This window comes from Halonotius sp. GCM10025705 (assembly GCF_042662885.1).
GTDB classification, from domain to species: domain Archaea; phylum Halobacteriota; class Halobacteria; order Halobacteriales; family Haloferacaceae; genus Halonotius; species Halonotius aquaticus.
On record NZ_JBHSZD010000001.1, the window covers coordinates 1,626,959 to 1,650,327 of the forward strand.

The 23,369-nt window shown below is 62.2% G+C and carries 22 protein-coding genes and 2 pseudogenes; 15 read left to right on the plus strand and 9 right to left on the minus strand.

What is annotated here, in order from left to right; genetic code table 11:
- Positions 1–20: 20 nt before the first annotated feature.
- The 3 genes from ACFQJB_RS09105 to carB all read left to right on the plus strand — a co-directional run bounded on the left by ACFQJB_RS09105 (position 21) and on the right by carB (position 4,760).
- Complete coding sequence (locus ACFQJB_RS09105) at positions 21–980, plus strand: DUF368 domain-containing protein (protein WP_379726430.1); 960 nt, start codon at positions 21–23, stop codon at positions 978–980.
- Between the two features lie 102 nt (positions 981–1,082).
- A complete protein-coding gene (locus tag ACFQJB_RS09110; protein ID WP_379726433.1) occupies positions 1,083–1,358 on the plus strand; it encodes a hypothetical protein in 276 nt (91 codons plus the stop codon).
- A gap of 186 nt (positions 1,359–1,544) precedes the next feature.
- A complete protein-coding gene (gene carB / locus ACFQJB_RS09115) occupies positions 1,545–4,760 on the plus strand; it encodes a carbamoyl-phosphate synthase large subunit (protein ID WP_379726436.1) in 3,216 nt (1,071 codons plus the stop codon).
- 40 nt (positions 4,761–4,800) lie between these two features.
- Here the strand turns inward: carB and ACFQJB_RS09120 are convergent, their stop codons facing one another.
- Together ACFQJB_RS09120 and ACFQJB_RS09125 are read right to left on the minus strand one after the other, a co-directional pair.
- Positions 4,801–5,658: an NAD(+)/NADH kinase gene (locus ACFQJB_RS09120; protein ID WP_379726439.1), complete on the minus strand. Its 858-nt coding sequence runs from the start codon at positions 5,656–5,658 to the stop codon at positions 4,801–4,803.
- A 72-nt stretch (positions 5,659–5,730) separates the two neighbouring features.
- Positions 5,731–7,601, minus strand: a pseudogene (locus ACFQJB_RS09125) (ATP-binding protein).
- A 94-nt stretch (positions 7,602–7,695) separates the two neighbouring features.
- On the opposite strand from ACFQJB_RS09125, the gene ACFQJB_RS09130 reads away from it, so the two are divergent.
- The 5 genes from ACFQJB_RS09130 (at position 7,696) to ACFQJB_RS09150 (ending at position 10,909) form a co-directional block, all read left to right on the plus strand.
- A complete protein-coding gene (locus ACFQJB_RS09130; protein ID WP_379726443.1) occupies positions 7,696–8,265 on the plus strand; it encodes a cysteine hydrolase family protein in 570 nt (189 codons plus the stop codon).
- Complete coding sequence (locus ACFQJB_RS09135; RefSeq protein ID WP_379726446.1) at positions 8,265–9,179, plus strand: MBL fold metallo-hydrolase; 915 nt, start codon at positions 8,265–8,267, stop codon at positions 9,177–9,179. Before ACFQJB_RS09130 ends, ACFQJB_RS09135 begins: the two co-directional genes overlap by 1 nt.
- A gap of 164 nt (positions 9,180–9,343) precedes the next feature.
- Complete coding sequence (locus ACFQJB_RS09140) at positions 9,344–9,739, plus strand: ArsR/SmtB family transcription factor (RefSeq protein ID WP_379726448.1); 396 nt, start codon at positions 9,344–9,346, stop codon at positions 9,737–9,739.
- A 75-nt stretch (positions 9,740–9,814) separates the two neighbouring features.
- The gene (locus ACFQJB_RS09145) at positions 9,815–10,405 is read left to right on the plus strand and encodes a hypothetical protein (RefSeq protein ID WP_379728012.1); all 591 of its coding nucleotides are present in this window, start codon (positions 9,815–9,817) and stop codon (positions 10,403–10,405) included.
- A gap of 24 nt (positions 10,406–10,429) precedes the next feature.
- Complete coding sequence (locus ACFQJB_RS09150) at positions 10,430–10,909, plus strand: DUF4870 domain-containing protein (protein WP_379726451.1); 480 nt, start codon at positions 10,430–10,432, stop codon at positions 10,907–10,909.
- Between the two features lie 13 nt (positions 10,910–10,922).
- Here ACFQJB_RS09150 and mobA read toward each other — a convergent pair whose 3' ends face one another.
- Complete coding sequence (gene mobA, locus ACFQJB_RS09155; RefSeq protein WP_379726454.1) at positions 10,923–11,471, minus strand: molybdenum cofactor guanylyltransferase; 549 nt, start codon at positions 11,469–11,471, stop codon at positions 10,923–10,925.
- Positions 11,472–12,048: 577 nt separating this feature from the next.
- Here mobA and ACFQJB_RS09160 point away from each other — a divergent pair.
- Positions 12,049–13,506 (plus strand): ATP-binding protein, encoded by a 1,458-nt coding sequence (locus ACFQJB_RS09160; RefSeq protein ID WP_379726457.1) that lies wholly within the window; start codon positions 12,049–12,051, stop codon positions 13,504–13,506.
- A 15-nt stretch (positions 13,507–13,521) separates the two neighbouring features.
- A complete protein-coding gene (locus ACFQJB_RS09165; RefSeq protein WP_379728014.1) occupies positions 13,522–14,406 on the plus strand; it encodes an MBL fold metallo-hydrolase in 885 nt (294 codons plus the stop codon).
- A gap of 18 nt (positions 14,407–14,424) precedes the next feature.
- Here ACFQJB_RS09165 and ACFQJB_RS09170 read toward each other — a convergent pair whose 3' ends face one another.
- Together ACFQJB_RS09170 and ACFQJB_RS09175 are read right to left on the minus strand one after the other, a co-directional pair.
- On the minus strand, positions 14,425–15,444 hold the full coding sequence (locus ACFQJB_RS09170; RefSeq protein WP_379726460.1) for a hypothetical protein: 1,020 nt from the start codon (positions 15,442–15,444) through the stop codon (positions 14,425–14,427).
- A gap of 49 nt (positions 15,445–15,493) precedes the next feature.
- A pseudogene (locus tag ACFQJB_RS09175) lies at positions 15,494–16,236 on the minus strand (SDR family oxidoreductase).
- Positions 16,237–16,359: 123 nt separating this feature from the next.
- Between ACFQJB_RS09175 and ACFQJB_RS09180 the strand changes: the two are divergent.
- Complete coding sequence (locus ACFQJB_RS09180; RefSeq protein ID WP_165853299.1) at positions 16,360–16,530, plus strand: hypothetical protein; 171 nt, start codon at positions 16,360–16,362, stop codon at positions 16,528–16,530.
- Between the two features lie 40 nt (positions 16,531–16,570).
- Here the strand turns inward: ACFQJB_RS09180 and ACFQJB_RS09185 are convergent, their stop codons facing one another.
- Complete coding sequence (locus ACFQJB_RS09185) at positions 16,571–17,527, minus strand: DUF5787 family protein (protein WP_379726463.1); 957 nt, start codon at positions 17,525–17,527, stop codon at positions 16,571–16,573.
- 103 nt (positions 17,528–17,630) lie between these two features.
- On the opposite strand from ACFQJB_RS09185, the gene ACFQJB_RS09190 reads away from it, so the two are divergent.
- On the plus strand, positions 17,631–18,041 hold the full coding sequence (locus tag ACFQJB_RS09190) for a hypothetical protein (protein WP_120103296.1): 411 nt from the start codon (positions 17,631–17,633) through the stop codon (positions 18,039–18,041).
- A complete protein-coding gene (locus ACFQJB_RS09195; protein WP_379726466.1) occupies positions 18,038–18,637 on the plus strand; it encodes an NUDIX hydrolase in 600 nt (199 codons plus the stop codon). The genes ACFQJB_RS09190 and ACFQJB_RS09195 overlap by 4 nt, the downstream gene beginning before the upstream one ends.
- Here ACFQJB_RS09195 and ACFQJB_RS09200 read toward each other — a convergent pair.
- The gene (locus ACFQJB_RS09200; RefSeq protein ID WP_379726469.1) at positions 18,634–19,146 is read right to left on the minus strand and encodes a universal stress protein; all 513 of its coding nucleotides are present in this window, start codon (positions 19,144–19,146) and stop codon (positions 18,634–18,636) included. The two genes, ACFQJB_RS09195 and ACFQJB_RS09200, sit on opposite strands and share 4 nt — an antisense overlap.
- 72 nt (positions 19,147–19,218) lie before the next feature.
- Positions 19,219–20,640 (minus strand): FAD-dependent oxidoreductase, encoded by a 1,422-nt coding sequence (locus ACFQJB_RS09205; protein WP_379726472.1) that lies wholly within the window; start codon positions 20,638–20,640, stop codon positions 19,219–19,221.
- Between the two features lie 102 nt (positions 20,641–20,742).
- On the opposite strand from ACFQJB_RS09205, the gene ACFQJB_RS09210 reads away from it, so the two are divergent.
- Positions 20,743–21,021 (plus strand): hypothetical protein, encoded by a 279-nt coding sequence (locus tag ACFQJB_RS09210; RefSeq protein WP_379726475.1) that lies wholly within the window; start codon positions 20,743–20,745, stop codon positions 21,019–21,021.
- A gap of 74 nt (positions 21,022–21,095) precedes the next feature.
- A complete protein-coding gene (locus ACFQJB_RS09215; RefSeq protein ID WP_379726478.1) occupies positions 21,096–21,449 on the plus strand; it encodes a rhodanese-like domain-containing protein in 354 nt (117 codons plus the stop codon).
- Here the strand turns inward: ACFQJB_RS09215 and ACFQJB_RS09220 are convergent.
- The gene (locus ACFQJB_RS09220; protein ID WP_379726481.1) at positions 21,446–23,356 is read right to left on the minus strand and encodes a CARDB domain-containing protein; all 1,911 of its coding nucleotides are present in this window, start codon (positions 23,354–23,356) and stop codon (positions 21,446–21,448) included. The two genes, ACFQJB_RS09215 and ACFQJB_RS09220, sit on opposite strands and share 4 nt — an antisense overlap.
- Positions 23,357–23,369 lie beyond the last annotated feature (13 nt).

The window sequence follows — 23,369 nt, forward strand, 5'->3', positions numbered from 1 at the left end:
ATGAGGTCTGACGCCCGGCGATGATCACGCTTCGTGCGTTTGTCGGCATCTACCTGCGTGGGCTCTGTATGGGCGCGGCCGACGCTGTCCCAGGCGTCTCCGGTGGGACGATCGCCCTGATCACCGGGATCTACGAACGCCTGATCGCCGCGATCACCGCTGTTGAGCCGAGCCGCCTTCGTCGGATTCTCGCCGGCCTCGACTCAGCGAACCGCGCTGACGCCGTCGACGCGCTCCGAGAACTCGATGTGGGGTTTCTCCTTGCAGTTGGTGCAGGAATTCTCACCGCCGTGGTGACGATCCTCCGCGTGGTGAGCGTCCTGCTCGACGTTGCGCCTGTCGGCACCTACGGCTTCTTTTTCGGCCTGATTGGGGCTTCGGCGGCTGTCCTCTACAGTGAGGTTTCGCTGGCGACGCGGGGCCGGAAGATCGTTGCTGCCGCTGGTGTCTTCCTCGCGTTCAGTCTCTCGGGATACGCTCCTACCGCGATCGGCACGTCGCTGCCGATTGTTTTCGTCGCTGGCGCGATCGCTGTCACCGCGATGGTGTTGCCCGGTGTATCGGGCTCGCTGCTGTTGCTCATGCTCGGTCAGTATGACTACATGTCGACGACGCTCAGCACCTTCACTGATGGGCTCATCGCTGCTGTTCGTGGTAACGGCACGGTTGCTCTCCGTGAGACGGCACCATCGATTGTCGTCTTTCTACTCGGTGGCATCGTCGGGTTGTTTACCGTTGCCCACGCGGTGCAGTGGGCACTTGCGCACTACCGGAAGGCGACGCTGGTGTTTCTGGTGAGTCTCATCGTCGGCGCGTTGCGTGCCCCGGTAGTCCAGATTGGAATCGAACTTACTGAGGCCGGACGTGGCTGGACGCCCGAATTGATCGGGCTCTTCGTTGCTGTCGCCATCTTTGGTGCCGCTGTCGTCGTCGGCATCGATCGACTCGCTGGTGGTGTTGGGGTCGGAGACCAGTCGTGAGACTGTGACGAGGTTGTGCAGCTACCCCTCGTCAATCAAAACTATATTTGCGTCCGACTTACCGTAGAAATATTGACGACGTTGTATCCACTGCCTACTGGTATGTCGACCGCTGTTAAGATAGACGAGGAGGCGAAAGCTGAGCTTGAGGCACTGCAGGCTGAGATCAAACTCAAGACAGGAAAGAAAGTCACCCAACAGGAGATCCTCTCCCAATTAATTCGCTCAGCAACCGACGATCGATCCACGTTTATTGACTCCTTTCGCGACGGACAAGTGGCTCTGAACGAGGCTGCTATTGAACAGTTCAACAAGGGGAAGATTTCTTCAGGTGTTGAGACAGATGAAACCGATATTGACGAGATTCTGTACGGATAGCCTCAATCCTCTCGCCACAACCGTCCCGAAAGCCTGTTTGGCGTCAATTTAGAATTTGCCCGCAGGAAACGGATTGCTACTTCGTCCACGGGTCATGGTACCACACGACTTCGAATTTCGAAACGAAGGTGCGGATCTCGCAACTTTTCGTCGGCCTTATTACGATGAGCGTATTCCCCGAGGATAATGAGCGATGAGTCAGCGACAGACGAAGAGGATCGCACGATCCTGTTGATCGGCAGCGGCCCGATCCAGATCGGACAGGCCGCCGAATTCGACTACTCCGGCGCGCAGGCCTGCCGGGCACTCCAGGAGGAGGGCGCACGCGTCGTCCTCGTCAACTCCAACCCGGCGACGATCATGACTGATCCGGAGATGGCCGACGAGGTCTACATCGAACCGATCAACACCGAGGCGATCAGCGAAGTAATCCGCAAGGAAAACCCCGACGGCGTCATCGCCGGGCTGGGCGGCCAGACTGGGCTCAACGTTACCGCCGAACTCGCCGAGGAGGGCGTCCTTGATGAGTACGACGTCGAGATCATGGGTACCCCACTCGACACGATCTACGCGACCGAGGATCGTGATCTGTTCCGCCAGCGGATGGAGGAAATCGACGAACCGGTCGCCAAATCGACGACGATCTCCCTTGATGAGGACGAATCTGTTACCGATTTCGACGAGGAAGCCTTCCGCGGTCGTGTCGAGGATGCCTTAGAGGAGGTCGGCGGCCTCCCCGTCATCGCCCGCACGACGTACACGCTTGGGGGCTCGGGGTCGGGCATCGTCGATGACTTCGAGGAACTCGTCGACCGCGTCCGCAAGGGCCTCCGCCTCTCGCGGAACAGCGAAGTCCTTGTGACGGAGTCCATCGAGGGCTGGGTCGAACTCGAATACGAGGTCATGCGCGATGCCGATGACTCGACGGTCATCATCTGCAACATGGAGAACATCGACCCGATGGGCATCCACACCGGCGAGTCGACGGTTGTCACCCCCTCGCAGGTCATTCCTGACAAAGGCCACCAGGAGATGCGGGATTCGGCACTCAAGGTGATCCGTGAACTCGGGATCGAGGGCGGCTGTAACATCCAGCACGCCTGGCGCGACGACGGGACGCCCGGCGGCGAATACCGCGTCGTCGAGGTCAACCCCCGTGTCTCCCGCTCCTCGGCACTTGCCTCGAAGGCGACGGGCTACCCCATCGCCCGCGTGACCGCGAAGGTCGCCCTCGGTAAACGCCTCCATGAGATCACCAACGAGATCACCGGCGAGACGACCGCCGCCTTCGAGCCCGCGATCGACTACGTCGTCACGAAGGTGCCGCGCTGGCCGATCGACAAGTTCGACGACGTGGACTTCGAGATCGACACCGCGATGAAATCGACCGGCGAGGCGATGGCGATCGGTTCGACCTTCGAGGAGTCGCTGATGAAGGCCCTGCGCTCCTCGGAGTACGACCCAGCGGTCAACTGGAATGAGATCGACGGTAAAACCCTGGAAGCAGAATATCTCGAACGCCCCTCGCCGGATCGTCCCTATGCCATGTTCGAGGCCTTCGATCGTGGCTACTCTGTTCAGGAGATCATCGAGCTTACTGGGATCAAGGAGTGGTACGTCGAGCGGTTCAAACGCATCGCTGACTCCGCACAGGCCGCCCAAGAGGGTGACTTTACGCCCGCAGCGACATCCGGGTACACGAACAACGAGATCGCCGAGATCGCTGACGGCGGCGTCGATGTCGACACCATCGAACAGGAAGTCCCGGGTCGCAACTACAAACAGGTCGACACCTGCGCCGGCGAGTTCAGAGCCGAAACACCGTACTACTACTCCGCGCGCCTACCGGAGTTCCACAGTGGCCCACTGCTCGGCGATGAAGCCGCCGGCGAACTCCGCGTCGACAAGGAGACCGAAAGCGTCGTTGTCGTCGGTGGCGGCCCGATCCGGATCGGCCAAGGCGTCGAATTCGACTACTGCTCAGTCCACGCTGTCCAAGCGCTCCGCGATCTGGATGTCGAAGCTCACGTCGTCAACAACAACCCAGAGACGGTCTCGACCGACTACGACACCTCTGATGGGCTGTTCTTCGACCCGATTTCGGCCGAGGAGGTCGCCGACGTGGTCGAAGCCACCGGTGCCGACGGTGTGATGGTGCAGTTCGGCGGCCAAACCTCAGTCAACATCGGCGACCCACTCAAAGACGAGATCGACCGCCGCGGGCTGGATTGTGAGATCATGGGGACGACCGTCGAGGCGATGGATCTCGCCGAAGACCGCGACCGATTCAACGAACTGATGGACGACCTCGGCATCGCTCAGCCGGAAGGCGGCACGGCGACCTCCGAGAACGAAGCCCTCGAACTCGCCCACGACATCGGTTATCCTGTCCTCGTCCGTCCGAGCTACGTCCTCGGCGGTCGCGCGATGCGCGTTGTCCACGACGACGCCGAACTCGAACACTACATCGAGGAGGCCGTTCGCGTCTCCCCCGACAAGCCGATCCTCATCGACGAGTTCCTCAGCGACGCGGTCGAACTCGACGTTGACGCCGTCGCCGACGGCGAGGACGTGCTGATCGGCGGTATCATGGAACACGTCGAAAGTGCGGGCGTCCACTCCGGTGACTCGGCGTGTCTGATCCCGCCGCGCTCGCTCAGCGAAGACACGCTCGCACGCGTCCGCGAAGTGACCGAAGATATCGCCACCGCGCTTGAAACGGTCGGCCTGCTCAACGTCCAACTCGCCGTCCGCGATGGCGAGGTCTATGTGCTTGAGGCCAATCCGCGCTCCTCGCGTACTGTCCCCTTCGTCTCGAAGGCCACGGGCGTCCCGATCGCCAAACTCGCCGCAAAGGTGATGACCGGCCTGTCGCTGGATGAGATCGACGCCGCTGAACAGATTCCTGAACAAACCAGCGTCAAGGAGGTCGTGTTGCCGTTTGATCGCTTGCAGGGCTCAGATCCACGCCTCGGCCCGGAGATGAAATCAACCGGCGAGGTTATGGGCAGTGCCGACACCTTTGGCAAGGCCTACGACAAAGCCCAAGATGCCACCGGCAAGCCGATCCCGAAATCCGGCACCATCGCGCTTGACCTCTCGGCTGAGGCGTTCCCGGATCCCGACACCGAGGCTGGTGAGGAACTGGCCGATGGCTTCGGTGAGTTCTTCGAGTTCAGCGAGGCCGTCGATCTGATTGATGCCGCCCGCGCTGGCGAACTCGATATCATCGTTTCGCGTGACCGCGATCTGCTCGAAGTCGCTGTCGAGGAAGAAATCACCTACTTCTCGACGCCGGCCAGCGCGAACGCCGCGCTTGAAGCGCTCCAGGCGAGTGACGAACCGATCGACGTGAAATCGATCGCCAGCCGCCCGAAACGCGTCGAGCAGTGGGGCAAGTAGGCTAACACTGCCGCACTTTGTCGCTTGACTGATTGACGACTTACGACAGTTTATCCAGCGCCGCAAAGAAATCAGCCACCGGCCCGACGAGTCGAACCGGCGTTTCCGCCCGCGAAACAGTGATCTCTGCCGGTGTTTCAATCTCGTGAGGGCGTCGTCCGTCGCTGACGACGACAGCGTAGTCGGCATTGTCGACAGCCACCGTTACCTCACAGTCACCCCCAACGACTAGCGGCGGCATCCCATCGACGCTACACATCTCGTTGACGATCAGCGCGCCGATCGAGGGATGGACGATCGGCCCATCCTCGCTGAGGTTGTAGGCCGTGCTGCCGGTCGGTGTGGCGATCATCACGCCGTCGGCGTGGCTCTGGGTGTACTCCGATCCGTCGATCGTCACCCGAAACGTCGCGCCGCCGCCGGGGCCGCGCCGTGGCCCGGTAACGACGATCTCGTTGACCGCGGGGATACTCTCGAAGCTCCCACACTGGGCGGTAAGCCGTGGTGCTTCTCTGATCTCGTGGCTGTCTGCTTCGATTGCATCGACGGCCTCCCGAACGGCGGCGACCGCGTTCTCCGGGCTGACGGCGTTTAAAAAGCCGACCTCGCCGAGGTTGACGCCCAACATCGGCGTGCCGCCGGCGGCTCGTGCGGCAAATAGAAAGGTGCCGTCGCCGCCGATGCTGACGACCAGATCACAGGCTTCAAACGCGCCCACGTCGCTGCTGGCGGCCGCGTCGCCGACCGTGTCGGCCGTCATCGTTGGCTCCCCCAGCGCGGCGGCGGTAGCAGCATCGAGCCGTGTCGACACCCCGTCGTCGGCGAGGGCGTCGTTGATCGATTCGGCGACGCCGACCGCCCGGCTGTTGTCTCGTTGTGCGACGAGGCCGACTTCCATACCGCGGGTTCTCGCTGTGATGGCAAAAGGGCTGTGTCACCCCACTGTCTCCGCCCGACCCGCCAGCGTCGGTCAGTCGTGCCGGGTCAGACAGGTCGGCAGCCCGATTAGCTCGACGGGCTCGGAGTTGTCGGGCGAGTAGACGACGAACTGGCCTTTCTCCATGTATGGCACCTTCGACTGCAGATTTGCGGGGATGTTGACGCTGTTGATCGCATCCTCGTCGCCGAGGTTGAGCACCAACTTTGTATTCAGTTGCTTGAACACCGGATCGGCGATATCCTGTGGATCCTGGGTAATGAGAAAGAGGCCAAGCCGCTCCTTGCGACCTTGTTTGGCGGCTTCAGTAAATTTCTGGACGACCTTGCGGGCTTGGACGGTGTCGGCATCCGCGAGGAAGTTGTGGGCCTCGTCCATCCCCAACACGACCGGCGTCTCCTTGATTCGGTCGCTGTCGGGGGCGTTCGAGAGCTTGCTGTCGATCAGGTACGCCGAGACAGCAAGCACACACAGCTCCTTTGCGCGACTCGATGAGAGGTGGTAGGTCGGTACCACCGTCAGCCCGCCGGGGCGGACAAGCTGGTGGTCGAGGTCGGTGATCGGCTTTGCTGATTGGTCGAAAATACCCGATGGCATCCCGAAGACGCGTCGCTTGATCGCGTCAAAGGTTGCCTCGTGAACGCGACCGGATTCATCGAGTTCCTCCTTCAGGGCCGGATCGTCGAGGAAGCTTTTGAACTGGCTGTAGGTGCCTGACTCACCGTACTGCCCGAAGAATCGATTAAGCAGCGTTTGCAGTCCCGAATACTGGTTATCGTTGAGACTGCTCCCGGCGACGAGCCATGGCCGTTCCTTGGTCATCGAAAACGGCACCGTGAACTGGATCTGTTCGGCGCGGTGGCCCTCGCCGGGGTAGCTCGTGCCGTCCTCGGTTGGAACGAGCGCGATCGTGTCGTCAACGCCGCCATAGGCGACGTTCTCCCGCTCCAGTTTGCGGGCGAAGGCGTCGTCCAGTTCGGGGTTGTCGTCGTGCATCTGGGCGTACTCGTCTTGGGGGTCGAACTGGACGACAGCGGGCTGAACTGTCCGCCCATCGTCCATCGGGTACGCCCGCTCCTCGCTGAGGTACTGCCGGAGGATGTTTTTCGAGGCATGCGTTTTCCCCGAGCCGGTGCCGCCAGCGACCAGCGTGTGCCGGAAAACCAGTGGGTCACCAGCCTCGTAGTTGTCGGTCAGCCGGTAGTCGATTGTCGGCGGTTTGGCGGCGGTTTCGACCTTCTCACCGCCGACCGAGAGATGGCCAAGAAAGACACCCTCCTCTGGGATGTTGAGCCCGGTTTTGATCTGCTCGCTGTCGGTCGCCTGCTTGAGGATCGCCCCCGGTTTGGGAACACGATCGGTCATCCGGCGGTTGAGTTCGACCTCGCCCTCCTCGTCGTACTCCTCGTAGAGCACGGCGACGGGGTCAAGATCGGCCATGAACTTGTAGTCGCGTTCCTCGAAGGTCGACTGCCGCATCATCCGGCGGGCGTGGATCTCGGTGGCGTCGTCGGCGTGGAACTCCTGGGCGTATTCCAATCCCGTAATCCGACAGAACAGTGTTTCATCGTCCGGATAGGGAACTGGAGGTATTTACCGATTCGCACAGCCTCGCGGTTGCCGGTCGTGATGAATGCCCGCAGCGTCGTTTCGTCGTCGTCCTCGGCGACGCGAAGTCCCTGTGAGACCGACAGCGCGCCCATGCCGGTGTCGTCGCCCTCCACGTCGGCGGCGATGCGCTCGAAGCTGTCGCGGTCGTCTGTGTTGCTGTCGCCTTGGCTGTCGACTCCGTCGGCTCCCGTGTCGCCCGTGGCTGTCCCGCTGTCAGCCGACGACACCGAGTCGGCTTCTGCCTCGCTCCCGCCGGTGTCGTCGGTCACGTCACTAAAATCCTCCAGCGTCATACAATGGGGTGCCACCCTGGGGGTAAACTCCTTTCCCCTATCCGTCGGCGGCGGGGTCGCTGGCTTTTATTCGCCGGCGACAGTACCGATGGGTATGGATTACGACGCAGACAGCACTGCACTCGTCGTTGTTGACATGCAAAATGGCTTCTGTCACCCGGATGGCTCGCTGTACGCGCCTGGCAGCGAGGCCGCCATCGACCCGGTTGGCGACCTCGTTGACCGCGCCCACGACGCAGGGATGCCGGTCGTCTACACCCGGGATGTCCACCCGCCGGAGCAGTTCGACGATGCCCACTACTACGACGAGTTTGATCGCTGGGGTGAACACGTCGTCGAGGACTCGTGGGACGCCGAGATCGTCGACGATCTCACTGTCGCCGCCGACGATCACGTCGTCGTCAAACACACCTACGACGCCTTCTACCAAACTGAGTTGGAGGGGTGGCTAAACGCTCACGGGATCGACGACCTCCTGATCTGTGGCACCCTTGCCAACGTCTGTGTGTTCCACACCGCCGGCAGTGCCGGGGTGCGGGATTTCAAGCCGGTCGTTATCGAGGACGCACTGGGCTACATTGAGGAGGATGATCGCGAGTATGCGGTCGATCACTGTGCGTTCCTCTTTGGTGAGGTTACGACCAGCCAGGAGTTGTCGATCTGATGGCCCCGGGTGATCTCGAAGCTGTTGCCGACTGGCCGAACCTCTACTACGTCGACACCGGCATGTACGATGTCGCCGGCTACGGCGCGGTCTACATCCTCGATACCGCCGAGCCGGCGGTCATCGACACCGGGATCGGCACCAACCGCGAGTACATTTTCGACGCTCTCGACGAACTCGGCATCGACTCGTTGAGCTACATTCTGCCGACCCACGTCCACCTCGATCACGCCGGCGGCGCGGGCTTTCTCGCCGAGGCGTTCCCGGACGCCGAGGTACTCGTCCATGACCGCGGCGTCGACCATCTTATCGACCCGGGTCACTTGATCGAGGGAACGAAGGCCGCTGTCGACGAGATGTGGCCCTACTATACCGAACCACAGCCTGTTCCTGAGGATCGGATCGCCGGCCTCACCGATGGCGATGAGGTTGATCTCGGCGATCGAACATTGACAGTGCATGCGGCACCGGGTCACGCTCCCCACCAGCTCGTCTTCGAGAGCGACGGGCTCGTCTTCACCGGCGATGCCGCCGGCATCTACGTTGCCGCCCGCGATGAGATCCGCGTCACGTCGCCGCCGCCGCAGTTCGATGTCCAGCAATGTATTGACGACGTCTCGATGATCCAGTCGCTCGATCCCGACACCCTCTGTTTCGCTCACTTCGGGCCGCGGAGCTACGATGCCGCGCTGCTCGATGGCTACAAACGTAGTCTCGTCGAGTGGGTTGAGGCGATCCGCCAGCAGCGCGACCGGCAGTCCGACGACGAGGCGGTCATCGATCACTTCGTCACGAACACCGATCTCACCGAGATCTGGGGCACCGAGAAAGGGTGGGCCGAAACGCGGCTCAACGTTCGCGGCGTGTTGGCCGCCCTCGATCAGGGGCGCGTCGATATTGACGACCCGTCGTAGGCACCAAACAGCGAACGACCCAGCAGAGACAGCTACGGTCGAATTAAGCCTCTGTCGGGTGATTTTACGCCCGCAAAACGCGGATTTACGGCGGTACAATCACGGTTTGTCGACGCCGAATTCTCGGCTGTATTTATCACCCTCTCAGCCATGGGGTGGCGTGTATGCAGCCCTCCCAATCCCCACCCCAGTCGGAATCGATCGACGATGTCGCTGTCGAAGAGATCCTGTCGTTGCTCGCCGACGACTACGTCCGGTCGATTCTGGACGCGTTGGCTGCTGGCCCGAAACCAGCAGCCGAGATCGCTGACCACTGTTCGGCGTCAACCGTCACGATCTACCGGCGGTTGAACCGCCTCGAAGCTGCCGGGCTCGTCGCCGTCGAGACACAGATCGCTCCCGATGGCAACCACCGTGCGCAGTACCGCGCTCGCCCGGCATCGATCGCTATCTCGATCACCGAGACGGGACTGACCGGCGACCTCACCGTTGAGTCGACAGCTGAGCCGCCTGCCGGCGACTACGGTCATCGCCCGGCGTCAACCGTGGGCGATGATTGATCCCACCCCATCGGTCGTTTCAGCCACGGAGACGACGCTGGGAGGTTTATAATGCTTGCCGGCAAATCCCCGCCCGTGTCGTCGCTGCCCGAGTGGATCGACGAGCGAATCGACCGCAACCTCGATAACACCCTGACGCAAGCCCACGTCGTCGAGACGATGCTGGACGCCGATCGACCCTTCTTTTCGATCCGCCAGCTCCAGGCGCGGATCAAACCCGACGTGTCGACGGCGACCGTTCGCAACCGCCTGAACGAGCTTCAGGCGATCGATATCGTTGCCACCGAAACCTATCCTGAGTCGATTACGCTCTATTATATCAACCACCCTGAAGCCGAGTGGCCGTTGTCGCCGACCGGCAAACGTCAGCTGGCGAGTGATTCACCGCTGGATCGGCTCTCAACCCGTGGCTTTCTTACGATGCGCGATACCGCCGGGATTCGGACGCTCGCGCTTGCCGGTCTCCAGTTAACACTGCTGTTGTTAGCTCTCGGGGCCGTCCTTACGATCGCTGGTCTCGATGTTGGGTCGACGACCAGCGATGTTGTCTTTTGGGGGACAGCATTTGACCTGTTGGCGATCAGTCTCGGAATCCTTGTTATCGAACGACTTGTCCGGTGGCTGCGGCAGCGGGTCGGATCCAGTGATTTGATACCGGGGATGTGAGTATGTATACTAACGACCTACCCGATGTCCCCGCCTGACTCTCCTGATGGCCCTGAACTGCTCGCTGAACGCTCCGTGTTGGGTATTTTCATTCACCCGATCACGCTGTTTACTGGCTTTTTCGGCGTCGGTATTGTCATCGCCACCGTTGTCTATCTACTTTCCTCGCATCAGTTCACCCGCGCCAACGCCCGCAATGCATTGAACTGGCATCTCTCGGTGTTCCTAGTCGCCTTCATCGGTGTGATTTTGTTCATTCTCGGTGCCGACGAGGGCACGGCAGCCACCAATGAGATGATCTCGTTGCCGATCTTGCCGGAGCCCTTGGCGACGCTCTCGGTCGTCATCGGCGCGATACTGCTCTTTTTGGGCGGAGTTGGCGGGCTGCTGACGATCGTGTTCAGCATCGCCGCGACGTTCAAAGCCATCTTCGGCAGCGCGTGGCCCTATCCGTTCGCTCCGGATCTGCTGGCGTGGCTCGGGGAACTGGATCTCGGTGACTGAGGAACCACCCTCACTACTGCTCAGCTCGGTGACCCGCCTCACGAATGGCGGCCAGATCTTCGTGGGTGTCGATGTCGGTGAAGGCCTTCGCGTCGACGTGGGCGGTCACGGTTCGTTCAGAGACAACGATGGGATCAAGCGCCGATATGAATGCCGCAAGTCCCCCGTCGCGATGGTGACGTGCTGTCTCACAGGCCGCGGCGGCTGCCCGCACATGCACGACTGCCGGCAATGATCGCTGTTGCCCCCCAATACACGGCACCGCCCCGGTTTTGTTCTGCGCCTGGCCAAACAGATACTCGATGAATCCCGCCGGGACAAATGGCATATCACAGGGCACCACCGCTGCATACGTCGCTTCGGTTGCCGCCAGCGCGGTTCGCACCCCAGCCAGCGGCCCGCGGTCAGCGACCGGATCGATCGCAAACCGGGGGTCGTCGTCGACCGCTTTGGCGAACGCCGCCTGCTGGTCTTGTCGACAGTTGATGATGAGTTCGTCAACCGCCGGCGACAACGCGTCAGCGACATGGCGGAGCAACGGCGCGCCGTCAAGCGGTGCCAACGCCTTGTCGATGGTCGGAAATCGCTCGGAGCGCCCCCGGCGAGGATTATCCCTGCGCGACCGGTGTCACTGTGGGTTGCTGCATTGTTGTCCTCGCTCGACGGTGTCTCCGAGAGATTGTCATCGTCGGTTAGCGACACGGTAGCTCCTCGCGTTGTCGACGATCAGTGTTGTCGTCGGCTGACCGCACCGTTGCTTTCTGTCGGTATCGGTCGCTGTCTGTGGGTGAGGTATCGTGTGTGATCTGGGGACTGTTCGGGCGTCGACATCTGGGTGATGGTATTGCCCTCATCTTGGTTGTGACTATCATACTCCTCGGCCCGGCGGGGTAAAATACTACTCGTTAATGTGTGTCGATTTGTATGGTTATTGGTCGATACTTGTCTGGCTTATAATTGTATATTAGGGATTAGTGTCTATTTAATTCACTAAATATCTTTTTTGTTGTGGTATTGGGAATCAGTATATGCGGTTTCGAAACTGTGTACGCGTCGGGTCGTGTTTGTCGTGGCGCTCGACCGCCCACGCGTGGGTTGCTTCGACGGTCTTAAGCGAACTTAGCTAGAAGCTATGTGGGATGAGTGACCCGGCGTTGACCGTTGTCGAGTTCCTCCTGACGACCCACGTCTACAACGAGACACGCTCGTTAGACGAGAACGATCTCCCGCCGCGCTTCCGGCAGGTGTTTTGGACCGATACCGACACGGCTGACGATGCCGACGAGAGCGATGCATCGACAGCCGACGAGCCAGCCCCACCGGGTGAGATCGCCCGCCCGCTGAAAGTGACCGAGTCGGTCGCCCGCACGGCCACCGGCGTCGAACGCCCGTGGGAGGCCGTCTCCGGCCTCCTGTTCACCCAGCGCGATGACTTCTCCGGGGAGATCTCGCTGACCCAACCTGAGATGGCCGTGGAGTGGTATCTCGAACGCGCCGACGACGAGCAGTTGGCGACAAACCCCACGATCGCCTCCGCGGCCGAGGACGAAGACGGCGTCTCGGTGACCTACGAGGACGCCCGTGAGAACACTCGCCCGATCCAGGCCGACCGTGTCTGGATCGACGCGCTGCTTTCGCAGTATTTCGACGAGGACGACGACGCCGAGATGTTGGATCTCGTCTCGGTGCGTGCCCCCGAGGAAATCGAGATGACTCTCGATGACCTCGTGCTCACAACCAACCAGGAAGAAGAGATCCAGAAGATCGTCAAGGCGATCGAACACCGCGATTATCTCGCCTCGATCGGACTTCGCGAGATCGGCAAACTGCTCTTTGTCGGCCCGCCGGGTACCGGCAAGACGACGATTTCTCGCGCGCTGGCGCACGAACTCGGCCTGCCATTTGTCGAGGTCAAACTCTCGATGATCACCAGCCAGTATCTCGGCGAGACGGCCAAAAACGTCGAGAAGACCTTCGAGGTCGCAAAGCGGCTTTCGCCGTGTATCCTCTTTATCGACGAGTTCGATTCGGTCGCCAAAACCCGCCGCAGCGACGAACACGCCGCGCTGAAGCGCGCGGTCAACACCCTGCTCAAATCGATCGACGACATCTCGCTGATCCGCGACGATGTCCTCCTGATCGGCGCCACCAATCACCCAGACCAACTGGACGCCGCAGCGTGGCGACGCTTCGATGAGATCGTCAACTTCCCGAAACCCGATCGCGGGATGCGGTCGGATATCCTCGAAGTCATCACCCAGCCGATGGAGATCGATGGCTTCGATCCCGCGGTGATCGCCGAACACACCGAGGGCCTAACCGGCAGCGACCTCCGCATGGTGCTCCGAGAGGCTGTGCTTGAGGCCCTGACCGAAGAACGAACCGAACTCACCCAGGACGATCTGATCGCCGCCGTCGAGGACTTCGAGGAGCGGGACAACCTCAAAAACATGGACATGATCGACGGCGACGGCGCGGCGCTCACCGGTAGTGCCGACGATCACGATGACCACGATCACAGCGAGCACGATCACGACCACAACGATGCGGACGACGGGGCAGCCACCACTGACGACGCCGAAACGCCACCGCAGTAAGGAACCGCAATGAGCATGCGCGTCACTCTGCTTGGCACCGGCGATACGACGGGGACGCCGACCGTCGGCTGTGACTGTGCAACCTGCGCTGACGCCCGCGCTCGCGGTATCGAACGCAGCCGGTTTTCCGTCCACATCGAGAACGAACGCACCGACGAGTCGATCCTTGTCGACCTGAGCCCGGATTTTCGCCAGCAGTTTCTCAGCCACGCCGTGCCACTGCCCGACGCCGCGGTCGTCACCCACATTCACTTCGATCATCTCGACGGCCTTGGCAACGCCTACCGCGTCTTCGATGACCTGCCCGTCTACGCTGCCAACGGGGTCGACCCCGAAACCGGCGAATCGGTCGCCGAAACGATCCGCCGTAAGTATGACTACCTCGATCGGGTGTCGGTGCACGATGTGACGCCACTGGCGTCGATTGAGATTTGTGGGCTCGAACTCACACTGGTTCCGGTCGAGCACCCACCGCTGCTCTGTTTCGGGCTTGTCGTCGTCGACCCCGAGACAGGTGCTAAGCTCTCGCTGTCGGGTGACACCAGTTACGATATCCCTGTCGACTCTCGCGACCGACTCCGCGACCCCGACCTGTTTCTTGCCGACGCCATCGTGCCGGCCGCGCTCTGTGATCGCCACCCGCTTGGCGGGAGCCACCACGACGCCGACGGCGTCCCGCGAAGCTTCGGCACCAAACATATGACCCGTGAGGGCGCGCTGGCGTTGGCCGACGAGCTCGGAGCCAACGTGACGCGGCTGGTACACACAGCCCACTACTATCCGGCTGACGAGGCGTTCGAGGAGCCGCTGGCTGTCGACGGCGAGCAGTACCGCCTCGATGGTACTGGTGTGACCCGCCTCGATACCGCGACAGCTGAATCCGGGCCGACCACGGACTGATTCGGTCGCCGCGGCCGCTCAGAACAATTTGTAGTACTGCTCGGCGTCGCCTGCTGCTTTTGCCCGCGCGACGCCGGCTTCGAGATTGTCGCCGCTCCAACAGTCTCGCTCGCCAATTGGCGTTAGCGACGTGGCACTGTGGGTTTCATGCGTCGCCAGCATCTCACGGAGCAATTCGAGATGTGCGTGCAGTGGGTCGTCGCTGTCGGCCTCGGTAAACAGCACCAGTGCGGTGTCGGCTGGCAGGTGGTCAGGTAGTGCGGCCTCCTCGGCGGTGATCACGCGTTTCGTGAGCCGGGAGTTCGCAAGGTTGTGGAGGGACGCACCGACAGTCGGGTCGATGGAATCGCTGTGCACATCGATGACCGCCATCGTCTCGCGTCGGAACTCTGTGAGCCGCACCGCACTCCAGGCGATCCACGTTCGGTCGTGTGGGCCGCCCTCGTGGGGGGCCGCAAAGTCGAGTCGGCGGACGGTTTCGGCGAAGTCGCCATCGAACAGCGCGTCGTAGCTCGCTGGTGGCTCATCTGTCGAATCGGGATGGGCGGCGACATACCACGCACACAGCATCCCGAGGTGTTCGTCCAACGCCTGTGTGAACTGGGTCATCGCCGTCTCGTGGGTGCTGTTCTCGTCGTCGCTGTTGTCACCGCTGCCGCCGTCATCGCCGATATCGGTGGCCTCGCCGTCGCGGTCGGTGTTGTCGGCGTCGCTGTCGCCATCGCTATGCTGTTCGGCGTCGGCAGCGTGCCGGACAGCACCGCCCGAGGTGTCGGATCGGGCTGTCGACTGCTGGGTGTCGGGTGTCGCCGCAGTCGATCGGTCGACGAAGACGACGACAAGATACGCCCCGAAGAGCGTCACCGACAGCTGCCCCAACAGAAAGATCAGCTGTGACCGCGGCACTACCCCGATCAGCGTCGGCGCAAGCTCGAACAGATAGAGGAGATAGACGACGCCGACAGCGACACTCGACACCAGCAGGGACAGATACGGCCACTGCAGCAGGTCGTCACTGAGTTCGGGTGTCGCTTGCATTGGATTGTCCAACTACCGACACCAACATTAATCATTGGCCGTTGCCGGCTCAGAAGTCGTCGGCGAACTTGCTGCGGTTGTTGATGTCGATCTCACTGATGCTTGAGCCGTCTCGGCTCGCGGCAAAGACGATCGCCTCGGCGACCTCCTCGGGTTCGCTGGCCTCGCCTTCCTCGAAGACGTCCTCGAAGGCTTGCCCATCCGCTGATTCGAACTCGGTGCGAACCGCGCCGGGATTGACGACGGTCACACCGACGCCGTCGTCGCCGACCTGGGCGGCGACGCTCTTGGCGAACCCTCGCGTCCACCATTTTGAGGCCGCATACACCGCGTTGTACGACCGCGGGTACTGCCCGGCGAAGCTGCCGAGAAAGATGAGATGGCCGTTTCGCTCGCGGACGTGGGGGATCGCCGCCCGCGTCGCATAGAACATCCCGTCTATGTTGGTTTCCTGCATCGTCTCGTAGGCCGTCGTCGACATCGTCTCGACATCGCTCCCGCGGGCGAGTCCGGCGTTGTTGACGAGGATATCGATCCCGCCGAATTCGGCGACCGTCTTTTCGATCAGGCTGTCGACAGCGGTCTCCTCGCGGATATCGGTTGGCACGACCAGCGTGTCGACCTCGTGGTCGGCGTCGATTTCGTTGGCAGCTCCTGCAGACGATCTTCGCTCCGCGCGGCGAGGACGACGTTGGCTCCCGCGGCGGCGAGGGCGCGACAGGTTGCCGCGCCGATCCCGCTGCTTGCACCGGTGACGATAGCGGTCTGTCCGGCAACTGCTGTGGTGGGCATACGTCTTCCAGCATCCCCACGGTAGAAGCTGTTCTGGAATCACGGCCCCACATGATCGGGCAGCAATGACCCGAGCCAGCAGGCCGCACAAAACCTATACTGCTATCGCTCGATTATCGACGTATGGGCCTCAGCAAGGATTTCCTCAACGGGATCATCTCACTCGTAATCAGTGTCGCAATCACCGTCGCACTGGCTGGCGACGATGACAGCTACACGCTCAGCGATGTCACACTCTCGGTGGCGATCTCGGCGTTCCTCTCCGGATTTTTCACCAGCTACTTCGCTAAATAGTCTGCCTGTGGCGTCGATCTGAGCCGGCGGCGACGATATCCTACAGGAACCGATTTAGCCCACTCTGTGATCGACTGATACCGTCTGGGTCGGCGATCCATGGGCTTCGCTCCTCGCGGATCGCTTCCTGATCAATCTCGGGCGGATCAGCTGGCTCGTAGCCCGGACACGACTCACCGCAGTCGGTTGCCGGGTTGACGACGTGATCGTAGAACGCACAGTACGGTCGCCCGTCGTCGGTAGGATCGGCGTGCTCGCAGGCCGGGAGATCATACGTGCGCCACCCTTTCCCGTAGGCGCGCTCGGCGATCCGTCGTCGCTTGCGTGCCTTCGCCTCGGCGTCGACGACGGCGATATCGGTGCGGAGCGGTTCGGTGTTCGTGGGCTCAATCCCGGGCTCACTGGGCGACAGCGGCGTTGGCTCACGGACAACCGTGCGCTCGCCGTCCTCAGGATCAAAACGCCAGACACCGACCGCCTCAGGTAGCCGATTGAGATGGGCCCGTGTCACGTAGCTCTCGGTGGCGAGGATCACCGCATCGAAGAGGCCTAACGCGATATCGATCCGAAGCTGGCGGTCAAGATCGCCTGGCTGGTCGAGATCGGGTTTGTTCTCGATGCCGACCAGCGAGTCAACCCAGTCTGGATAGCGAGTCGTCTGGCGAACGTACCGCCGGCCGTTGTGTCGCTCGACCTCGAAAAACCCGCAGTCGACGGCGCGGTCGACGACGCTTCGGGCATGGTCGATGCTGCAGTCGAAGGCGGGTCGCCAGTCGACGGCTTCGCCGGCGCCAACGTCGCTTTCGATCGCCAGCGGCGGAATTGTCTCGCTGGTGATCGCTGCGCGATCGGCGAGAGCGTCGGTCGGCCGGACACAGCACAGATCCATGATCCGACCACCGGGGGTGGCGACCGCGCCGCCGAGTTGGCGAGCGATCAGCCAGTCGGTTGTGGCTTCGAGATGGGCCGCCAGTGCCAACTCGAAGCGAAACTCCATACCCCCTGTTGGCTCCCGGCAGACAAAAACCGGTCGCCACCGCGTTCTTCGAGCGGTCGCTGGCGTCCCGAAATCCGTATCCCCGGGGTCGCCTACGGCCGGTATGCGCCGGATCATGCGGAACGCGCTGTTGCTGACGGGCTTTGTTGTCGTCGCGCTGCTGGCAGTCGGGGCCGTCCCGAGCTATCTCGGCAGCGGTGAGGCCTACTATCTCGAAGCAACCCCGACCGACGAAACCGGAGCTGCGGTCAACGCTACCGCGATCAGCGAGCGGCGGTTTCCGTATCTCACGACCGCCTTGACCGCCGATGACGGCCGCTCGGCCGGCTATCAGCGCGCCCTCGGCGGTGCCAAAACATGGTTTACCCACTCGCCGTTCGACGAGTTCGACGCCCTCCAGCGACTCGATGGCGAGGCCGTCCGCGACGATGGTGACCGCGTCCTCGTCACCTACGAGGGTGATCGCTACAGCGTTACTGTCGCCAGCGACGGGGCCGGTGGTGACCAACAATGAGCGATTCTGAGAACAATGGTGGCGACAGATCGGCCGACACCCACGAGCTATCGACGCTCGCTGCCCCCGAGTGGCCGGTTATCGACTCGGTCGCCGAGTACGACACCGGCTGGTTCACTGGTGGCTACGATCTGGTCGAACAGCCGGATGGCTCGACGAAACGCTACTACTGGGCGGAGCTCCCGCCGGCGACGGTGATCGTGGCGGTCACCGACGGTGAGTTGCTGTTCGTCGAGCAGTACCGCCCGACGGTTCGAGAAACCCAGTATGAACTCCCGGCTGGCATTGTCGAACCCGACGAATCATTTACCGAGGCGGCAGCCCGCGAACTCCAAGAGGAGGTTGGCTTCAAACCTGGCGAGACCGAACTGCTCCAGGATTTCTGGTGTTCGACCGGCCTGTTGCGACACCGTCGGGGGATCGTCCTCGCCACTGAGTTGACACCGGCTGAGCGAACACTCGACTCCAACGAGTTTCTGGTACCGAAGTCGGTGCCCATCGAGGAAGCACTGTCGGTTGCGCGGGCCCAGCCGACGAATGATGCCACTCTCGAAGGTATCTTGCTGGCAAAAGAAAATGGAATCCTGTCCGATTAGTCGTTTTGGCGGATCGTCAACACCGGCGTTGCTGACTTTCGGACGACCTTCTCGGTGACACTGCCGAGGAAGGCGTGCTCGACACCGCTGCGGCCATGGGTGCCCATTGCGATCATGTCAATATCGTTCTCGTCGGCATAGGTGATAATCTCCTCGTCTGGTTTCCCCTCTCGGGTGACACAGACGGTGTCACAGCCATCGCCTTCTAACTCGTTGGCGATCGCTTGGGTGTAGCCTTCACCCTCGGCCCGGAGCACCTCGTTGACATCGACGCTGCCTTTCGCCATGCCGCTGGTGCTGGCCGGTTCGCCTTTCCGCTTGAACATGCCCGTCCGCCAGTTGCCTTGCTCGTCTTTGTCGAGTGTGAGTGACGCATCACCGCTATCCGGTGTGACGACATACAGGATGTGAATCGTCGCATCGTAGGTGTTCGACAGCGTCCGAACATGATCCAGCACTGACTCTGCGGCCTCGCTACCGTCCGTTGGATAGAGGATGTGGTCGTACATGTGAACTGCCTCCTTTCTGACATACGAAGGATCATTACATAAGTGTAGTGCTCATTCTCGATGGATTGCAGGTCACGACAGCGCGCCTCGCAGTACCTTCGCGGCGACAAGCACCGGATCCCACACGGGGCTAAACGGCGGCGCGTAGGCGAGATCCAGGCGTTCAACCTCAGCGACGGTCAGCCCCGACTCCAACGCTGTCGCCAGCGTGTTGATCCGGACGGCCGCTCGGTCGGCGCCGACGATGGTGCCACCCAGCAGCCGCCCGGTTTCACGGTCGGCAACGAGTGTCACGTCGGTTTCGGCCCCACCGGGGTAGTAGCCCGAGCGGGAACCGGCGGTGATCGTTTTGCGAACCGGGTCGAAGCCAGCCTCACGGGCGGCGTCAGCGTCGACAAGCCCGACCCGCCCGCATTCGAGATCGAAGGCTTTGACCACGGCTGTCCCGGCGATATCGCCGACGGGTTCGGACTCGCCGGCAACCGTTGCACCGATCGCCCGCCCGCCACGGTTGGCGGTCAGCCCAAGCGGCATCCATGTGGGTTCGCCCGTCACGGTGTGGCGTGCGGTCGCACAGTCGCCGGCCGCATACACGTTCGGTAGATTTGTCCGGCCGTACTCGTCGGTCGCGATCGCGCCGCCGACACCGAACTCGATGTCGGTCTCGGCCACCAACTCGGTGTTTGGTGTGATGCCGACGCCAACGACGGCGAGATCGACCGGCTGCTGGCCGCCCTCGTAGCTGATCGCCTCGATTTTGTCGTCGCCAACGAGACTCTCAACGGGGGTGTCTGTGTGGACGTGGACGCCCTTGGCTTCCAGTTCGGCTTCGACCCGGTCGGCGACAGCCTGGCCAAACGGCTGGAGGACGTGGCCCGATCGCTGGAAGAGGTGGACATCGAGTCCGCGGCCCCGAAGCGCTTCGGCCATCTCGACGCCAACGTAGCCGCCGCCGACGATGGCTGCGGTTTTGGGGGCTGGCTGTTCGGCGTTGTGGGCGACCCGCTGGCGGTCGGCTGGCGTGTCGGTGATCCGTGCCTCGTCGTAGGTCTCGGGGGCAGCGATGTAGGCGTCGATCGCGGCGGCCGCATCCATGTTGTGCAGCGTGAACGCACCATCGAGGTCGCGGAGATCGAAGGGGCCGGTCGTCGCCCGGCCACCGGTGGCGACAAGGAGGTCGCTGTAGGGCTGTTCGATCGTTTCGCCATCGGCGTCGACGGTGACGAGGCCGGCGTTGGGGTCGACAGCGGTCACCTCGTGGCCACGCCGGAGATCGATCCCGCGCTCGTCGGCCTCGGCTGGCGACAGCGACAGCAGGTCGCTTAACTGCTCGATGCGGCCCTCGATGAAGTAGGGCATCCCGCAGTAGGCATACGAGATCCACCGACCTTTCTCGAAGACGATGACCTCTTGGTCGGGGTCGACGCGGCGACACTTGCTGGCGGCACTCAGGCCCGCGGCATCGGCTCCGACGACGACAAACGGATCTGTCATAGCTGGTGGATCGGCCGGTGGCGACAAAAGGCTCCCCCGCGCTCCGTGTCACACTGTCGCTCAGCCAGTGAGTATTTAGCATCTCAGGTCGTTGCCATCGGTATGGTGCAGGAGCGCGTCATCCGGTTTCTCGCCACGGGTCGCACCAGACGCGTGCTGATAGCCATCCGTGATGCGACCATCTCGCCGTCGATCGCGCTGGTGCTCATCTCGACGACGCTGATTTTTCCGCTGACGCTGTATGCGCTGTTGGTGTGGAACACCGGCCCGCTGATGGGCGTGCTGATGGGTGTGATCTTCGCAGCGGTGTATTTCCTCATGACGATCCTCTTTGGGATCATCTTCTACTACAAGGACAACCGAGAGTTGCCACTGCCCTGAGTCTTCTCGCACGTCCGTCTCGGGTTCCACCGGTCGCCGAGAGACTTTTCACCGCGGCTCGGCACCCACGCGGTATGGATGGCGAGATCTCCCCGTCGACGGTGGCTGACCTCCATGAGAGTGACGCGCCACCCCGCATCGTCGATATCCGTAACCCAACTGCGTTTGCGCGGGAACATATCCCAGAAAGCGTTAACATCCCCTTCGAGGAGCTACCGGATCGGGTCGCGGAACTCACTGATGCCGACCGGATTATCACCGTCTGTCCACACGGGCAGGCGAGCGTGCAGGCTGCCCGGCTGATCGGCTCGTATGAGGGCACCACCGACTGCCAAGTCGAGAGTATGGAAGGCGGTCTCACCGCATGGGATGGGCCGCTGGCGTCGACGACGCAGTCCGCAGACGAAGGCCCAGAGGCTCCGTTTTAATCCTGCTGTCGGCGGCTCGCAGTGAGTGATAGCACACCCATCGCCACCGCGAGCATCGCCATGCCGACACCAAAACCGGGTGTGTCGTCGTCGGTCGCTGTGGGTGGTGTGGTACTGTTCTGATCGTCACTTGTCTCGTTGCCGGTGGTTCCTTCGATATCATCCTCATCGAGGGCTGGCGGGTCGCTGTCGATCGTTCCACCGCTCGTGCTGTCGGCTGCGCTGACGGTGACGGTGAAGCTGTCGACACCGGCCGTGACCCGGTAGGTTCCCGGCTCGGTGAATGTCTGTGTAAATGTGTGGGTCGCGCTCTCGCCGGGTCGCAATCGCCCGCGTGCGACCGTTTCGGTCTCATTGACACGGAACGGAAGCGCGTAGTCGCCGATCGTCCCGCCGATGTTTTCGACTGTCAGCCTGACTCTGAGTGTTTCGCCGGCAACAACGGCCAGTTCCTGCCCGCTGAGCGCCGTTGTCCGTGTTGGCCCCGCAACAGTTATGGGCTCATCGTCGGCCAGCCGGTAGCGAAACTGGGCCGGTGATCCACCGAAGGCAGCGGCGTGGGCGGTGCGGTTCCACATCTGCGGCCCAGCGGTCGTTGTTGTGTAGCGGTCGGCGACGGCGGCCACGTCGCGGTCGGCTGCGTTTCTAACCGCTTGCCTGACGGCTCGGTCGTCAATCGGCGCTGTGGCGCTGTTGAGTTCCCGGAAGACTGTATCGAAGGTGGCCTCTCGGTTGGTCGCCACCCGAATCCGACGATCGAGGTCGCCGGCGACGAGTCCGCCCTTGCGGTAGTTGGCAAAGTCATCCCACCGATCCGGATCGGTGAGTACTGCTCGCCGCTGGTTTGCGGCTGCACCGGTCGCTAACTGCCGGCGGAACGCCTCAAAGTCGATGCGGCCGGTCTCAAGCGGCAACAACGCAGCGTAGTATGTTGCACTTCCCTCGGTGAGCCATTCAGCACTCGGGGCGGCGGTGTAGTCCTGCCGGGTGTGGACGTACTCGTGTACCCAGACGTTCGAGGGCGTCGCCACATCCTCGGCGTCGCGCACCCAGAAATCCGAATCCCCGACTTGGAGGCCGCGAACCGTCCACCTGACCGCACCGGTCGGGGCCGCGATCATCAGCACTTCTTTGTCTCGGTCGCCGACTTGGAGTCGGCCGGCTGCGTTGGCGACCGAATCGAGAATTGCTCCCGGCTCGGCGTCAAGCTCAGCGGCCGCTGGGATCACGAGTCGCAGAGTCTGACCGTGGGCCCGCCGGGTGCGAACGTCGACTGGCCCCAAGAATGCCATCCGGTCGCCGGCGACGCCGGGGCCATCGATGGCGGTCTCCCGATCGAGTTCGAGGCTACTGCTCCCGGTGTAGCGGCCGGCGATCCCAGTTTGAGGGATCCGGACGAGCGCCCATGAGTCGGTGTCGGCAAAGAGATACTGGCCGTCGACCGACAGCGGCCCTTCTCGATCGGAGAGCCGGTTGGGATCGACGCGGTAGGTGACCGTGGGTCTCGCGTCCGTACCATCCCAGCTGTAGTCGTCGTCGCCGGCGTGGCTGAAGCCATCGGTGTCGGTGACACGGGCTCGATCCGGCACCGACGCAGTGAGTTGGGTGACACGGTTGGGGATCGAGACCGCGACCTGCACGGTGATCTCGCCGACTCGGTCTGGTGTCCGATCCAGTGTTGTCGTCACCGTGAGGCCATCGCTCGCACTCGATTGTAACGTCGCTTTGCTTCCCTGATCTTGCTGTCGAAGGGTCGTTGCCGGCGGCGTTGTCGGTGTCGCTGCAGTCGTTGCTGACGGTGTTGTCGCAGTTGCCGCTGGCGTTTCACCAACTCCAACTGCCGGAACGATCCCAAGACAACAGCCGGCCACGAAACAGACGACAAGCGTGGCCCGAACAGCGTCCATACCCATCGGACAA

Coding starts and splice junctions, on each gene's coding strand:
- ACFQJB_RS09170 (WP_379726460.1), bottom strand. CDS start 15,444: ATGCAAGCGACACCCGAACTCAGTGACGACCTGCTGCAGTGGCCGTAT.
- ACFQJB_RS09180 (WP_165853299.1), top strand. CDS start 16,360: ATGGGCCTCAGCAAGGATTTCCTCAACGGGATCATCTCACTCGTAATC.
- ACFQJB_RS09105 (WP_379726430.1), top strand. CDS start 21: ATGATCACGCTTCGTGCGTTTGTCGGCATCTACCTGCGTGGGCTCTGT.
- ACFQJB_RS09205 (WP_379726472.1), bottom strand. CDS start 20,640: ATGACAGATCCGTTTGTCGTCGTCGGAGCCGATGCCGCGGGCCTGAGT.
- ACFQJB_RS09185 (WP_379726463.1), bottom strand. CDS start 17,527: ATGGAGTTTCGCTTCGAGTTGGCACTGGCGGCCCATCTCGAAGCCACA.
- ACFQJB_RS09195 (WP_379726466.1), top strand. CDS start 18,038: ATGAGCGATTCTGAGAACAATGGTGGCGACAGATCGGCCGACACCCAC.
- ACFQJB_RS09130 (WP_379726443.1), top strand. CDS start 7,696: ATGGATTACGACGCAGACAGCACTGCACTCGTCGTTGTTGACATGCAA.
- ACFQJB_RS09220 (WP_379726481.1), bottom strand. CDS start 23,356: ATGGACGCTGTTCGGGCCACGCTTGTCGTCTGTTTCGTGGCCGGCTGT.
- ACFQJB_RS09165 (WP_379728014.1), top strand. CDS start 13,522: ATGCGCGTCACTCTGCTTGGCACCGGCGATACGACGGGGACGCCGACC.
- ACFQJB_RS09215 (WP_379726478.1), top strand. CDS start 21,096: ATGGATGGCGAGATCTCCCCGTCGACGGTGGCTGACCTCCATGAGAGT.
- ACFQJB_RS09190 (WP_120103296.1), top strand. CDS start 17,631: ATGCGCCGGATCATGCGGAACGCGCTGTTGCTGACGGGCTTTGTTGTC.
- ACFQJB_RS09200 (WP_379726469.1), bottom strand. CDS start 19,146: ATGTACGACCACATCCTCTATCCAACGGACGGTAGCGAGGCCGCAGAG.
- ACFQJB_RS09135 (WP_379726446.1), top strand. CDS start 8,265: ATGGCCCCGGGTGATCTCGAAGCTGTTGCCGACTGGCCGAACCTCTAC.
- ACFQJB_RS09110 (WP_379726433.1), top strand. CDS start 1,083: ATGTCGACCGCTGTTAAGATAGACGAGGAGGCGAAAGCTGAGCTTGAG.
- carB (WP_379726436.1), top strand. CDS start 1,545: ATGAGCGATGAGTCAGCGACAGACGAAGAGGATCGCACGATCCTGTTG.
- ACFQJB_RS09120 (WP_379726439.1), bottom strand. CDS start 5,658: ATGGAAGTCGGCCTCGTCGCACAACGAGACAACAGCCGGGCGGTCGGC.
- ACFQJB_RS09210 (WP_379726475.1), top strand. CDS start 20,743: ATGGTGCAGGAGCGCGTCATCCGGTTTCTCGCCACGGGTCGCACCAGA.
- ACFQJB_RS09160 (WP_379726457.1), top strand. CDS start 12,049: ATGAGTGACCCGGCGTTGACCGTTGTCGAGTTCCTCCTGACGACCCAC.
- ACFQJB_RS09150 (WP_379726451.1), top strand. CDS start 10,430: ATGTCCCCGCCTGACTCTCCTGATGGCCCTGAACTGCTCGCTGAACGC.
- ACFQJB_RS09140 (WP_379726448.1), top strand. CDS start 9,344: ATGCAGCCCTCCCAATCCCCACCCCAGTCGGAATCGATCGACGATGTC.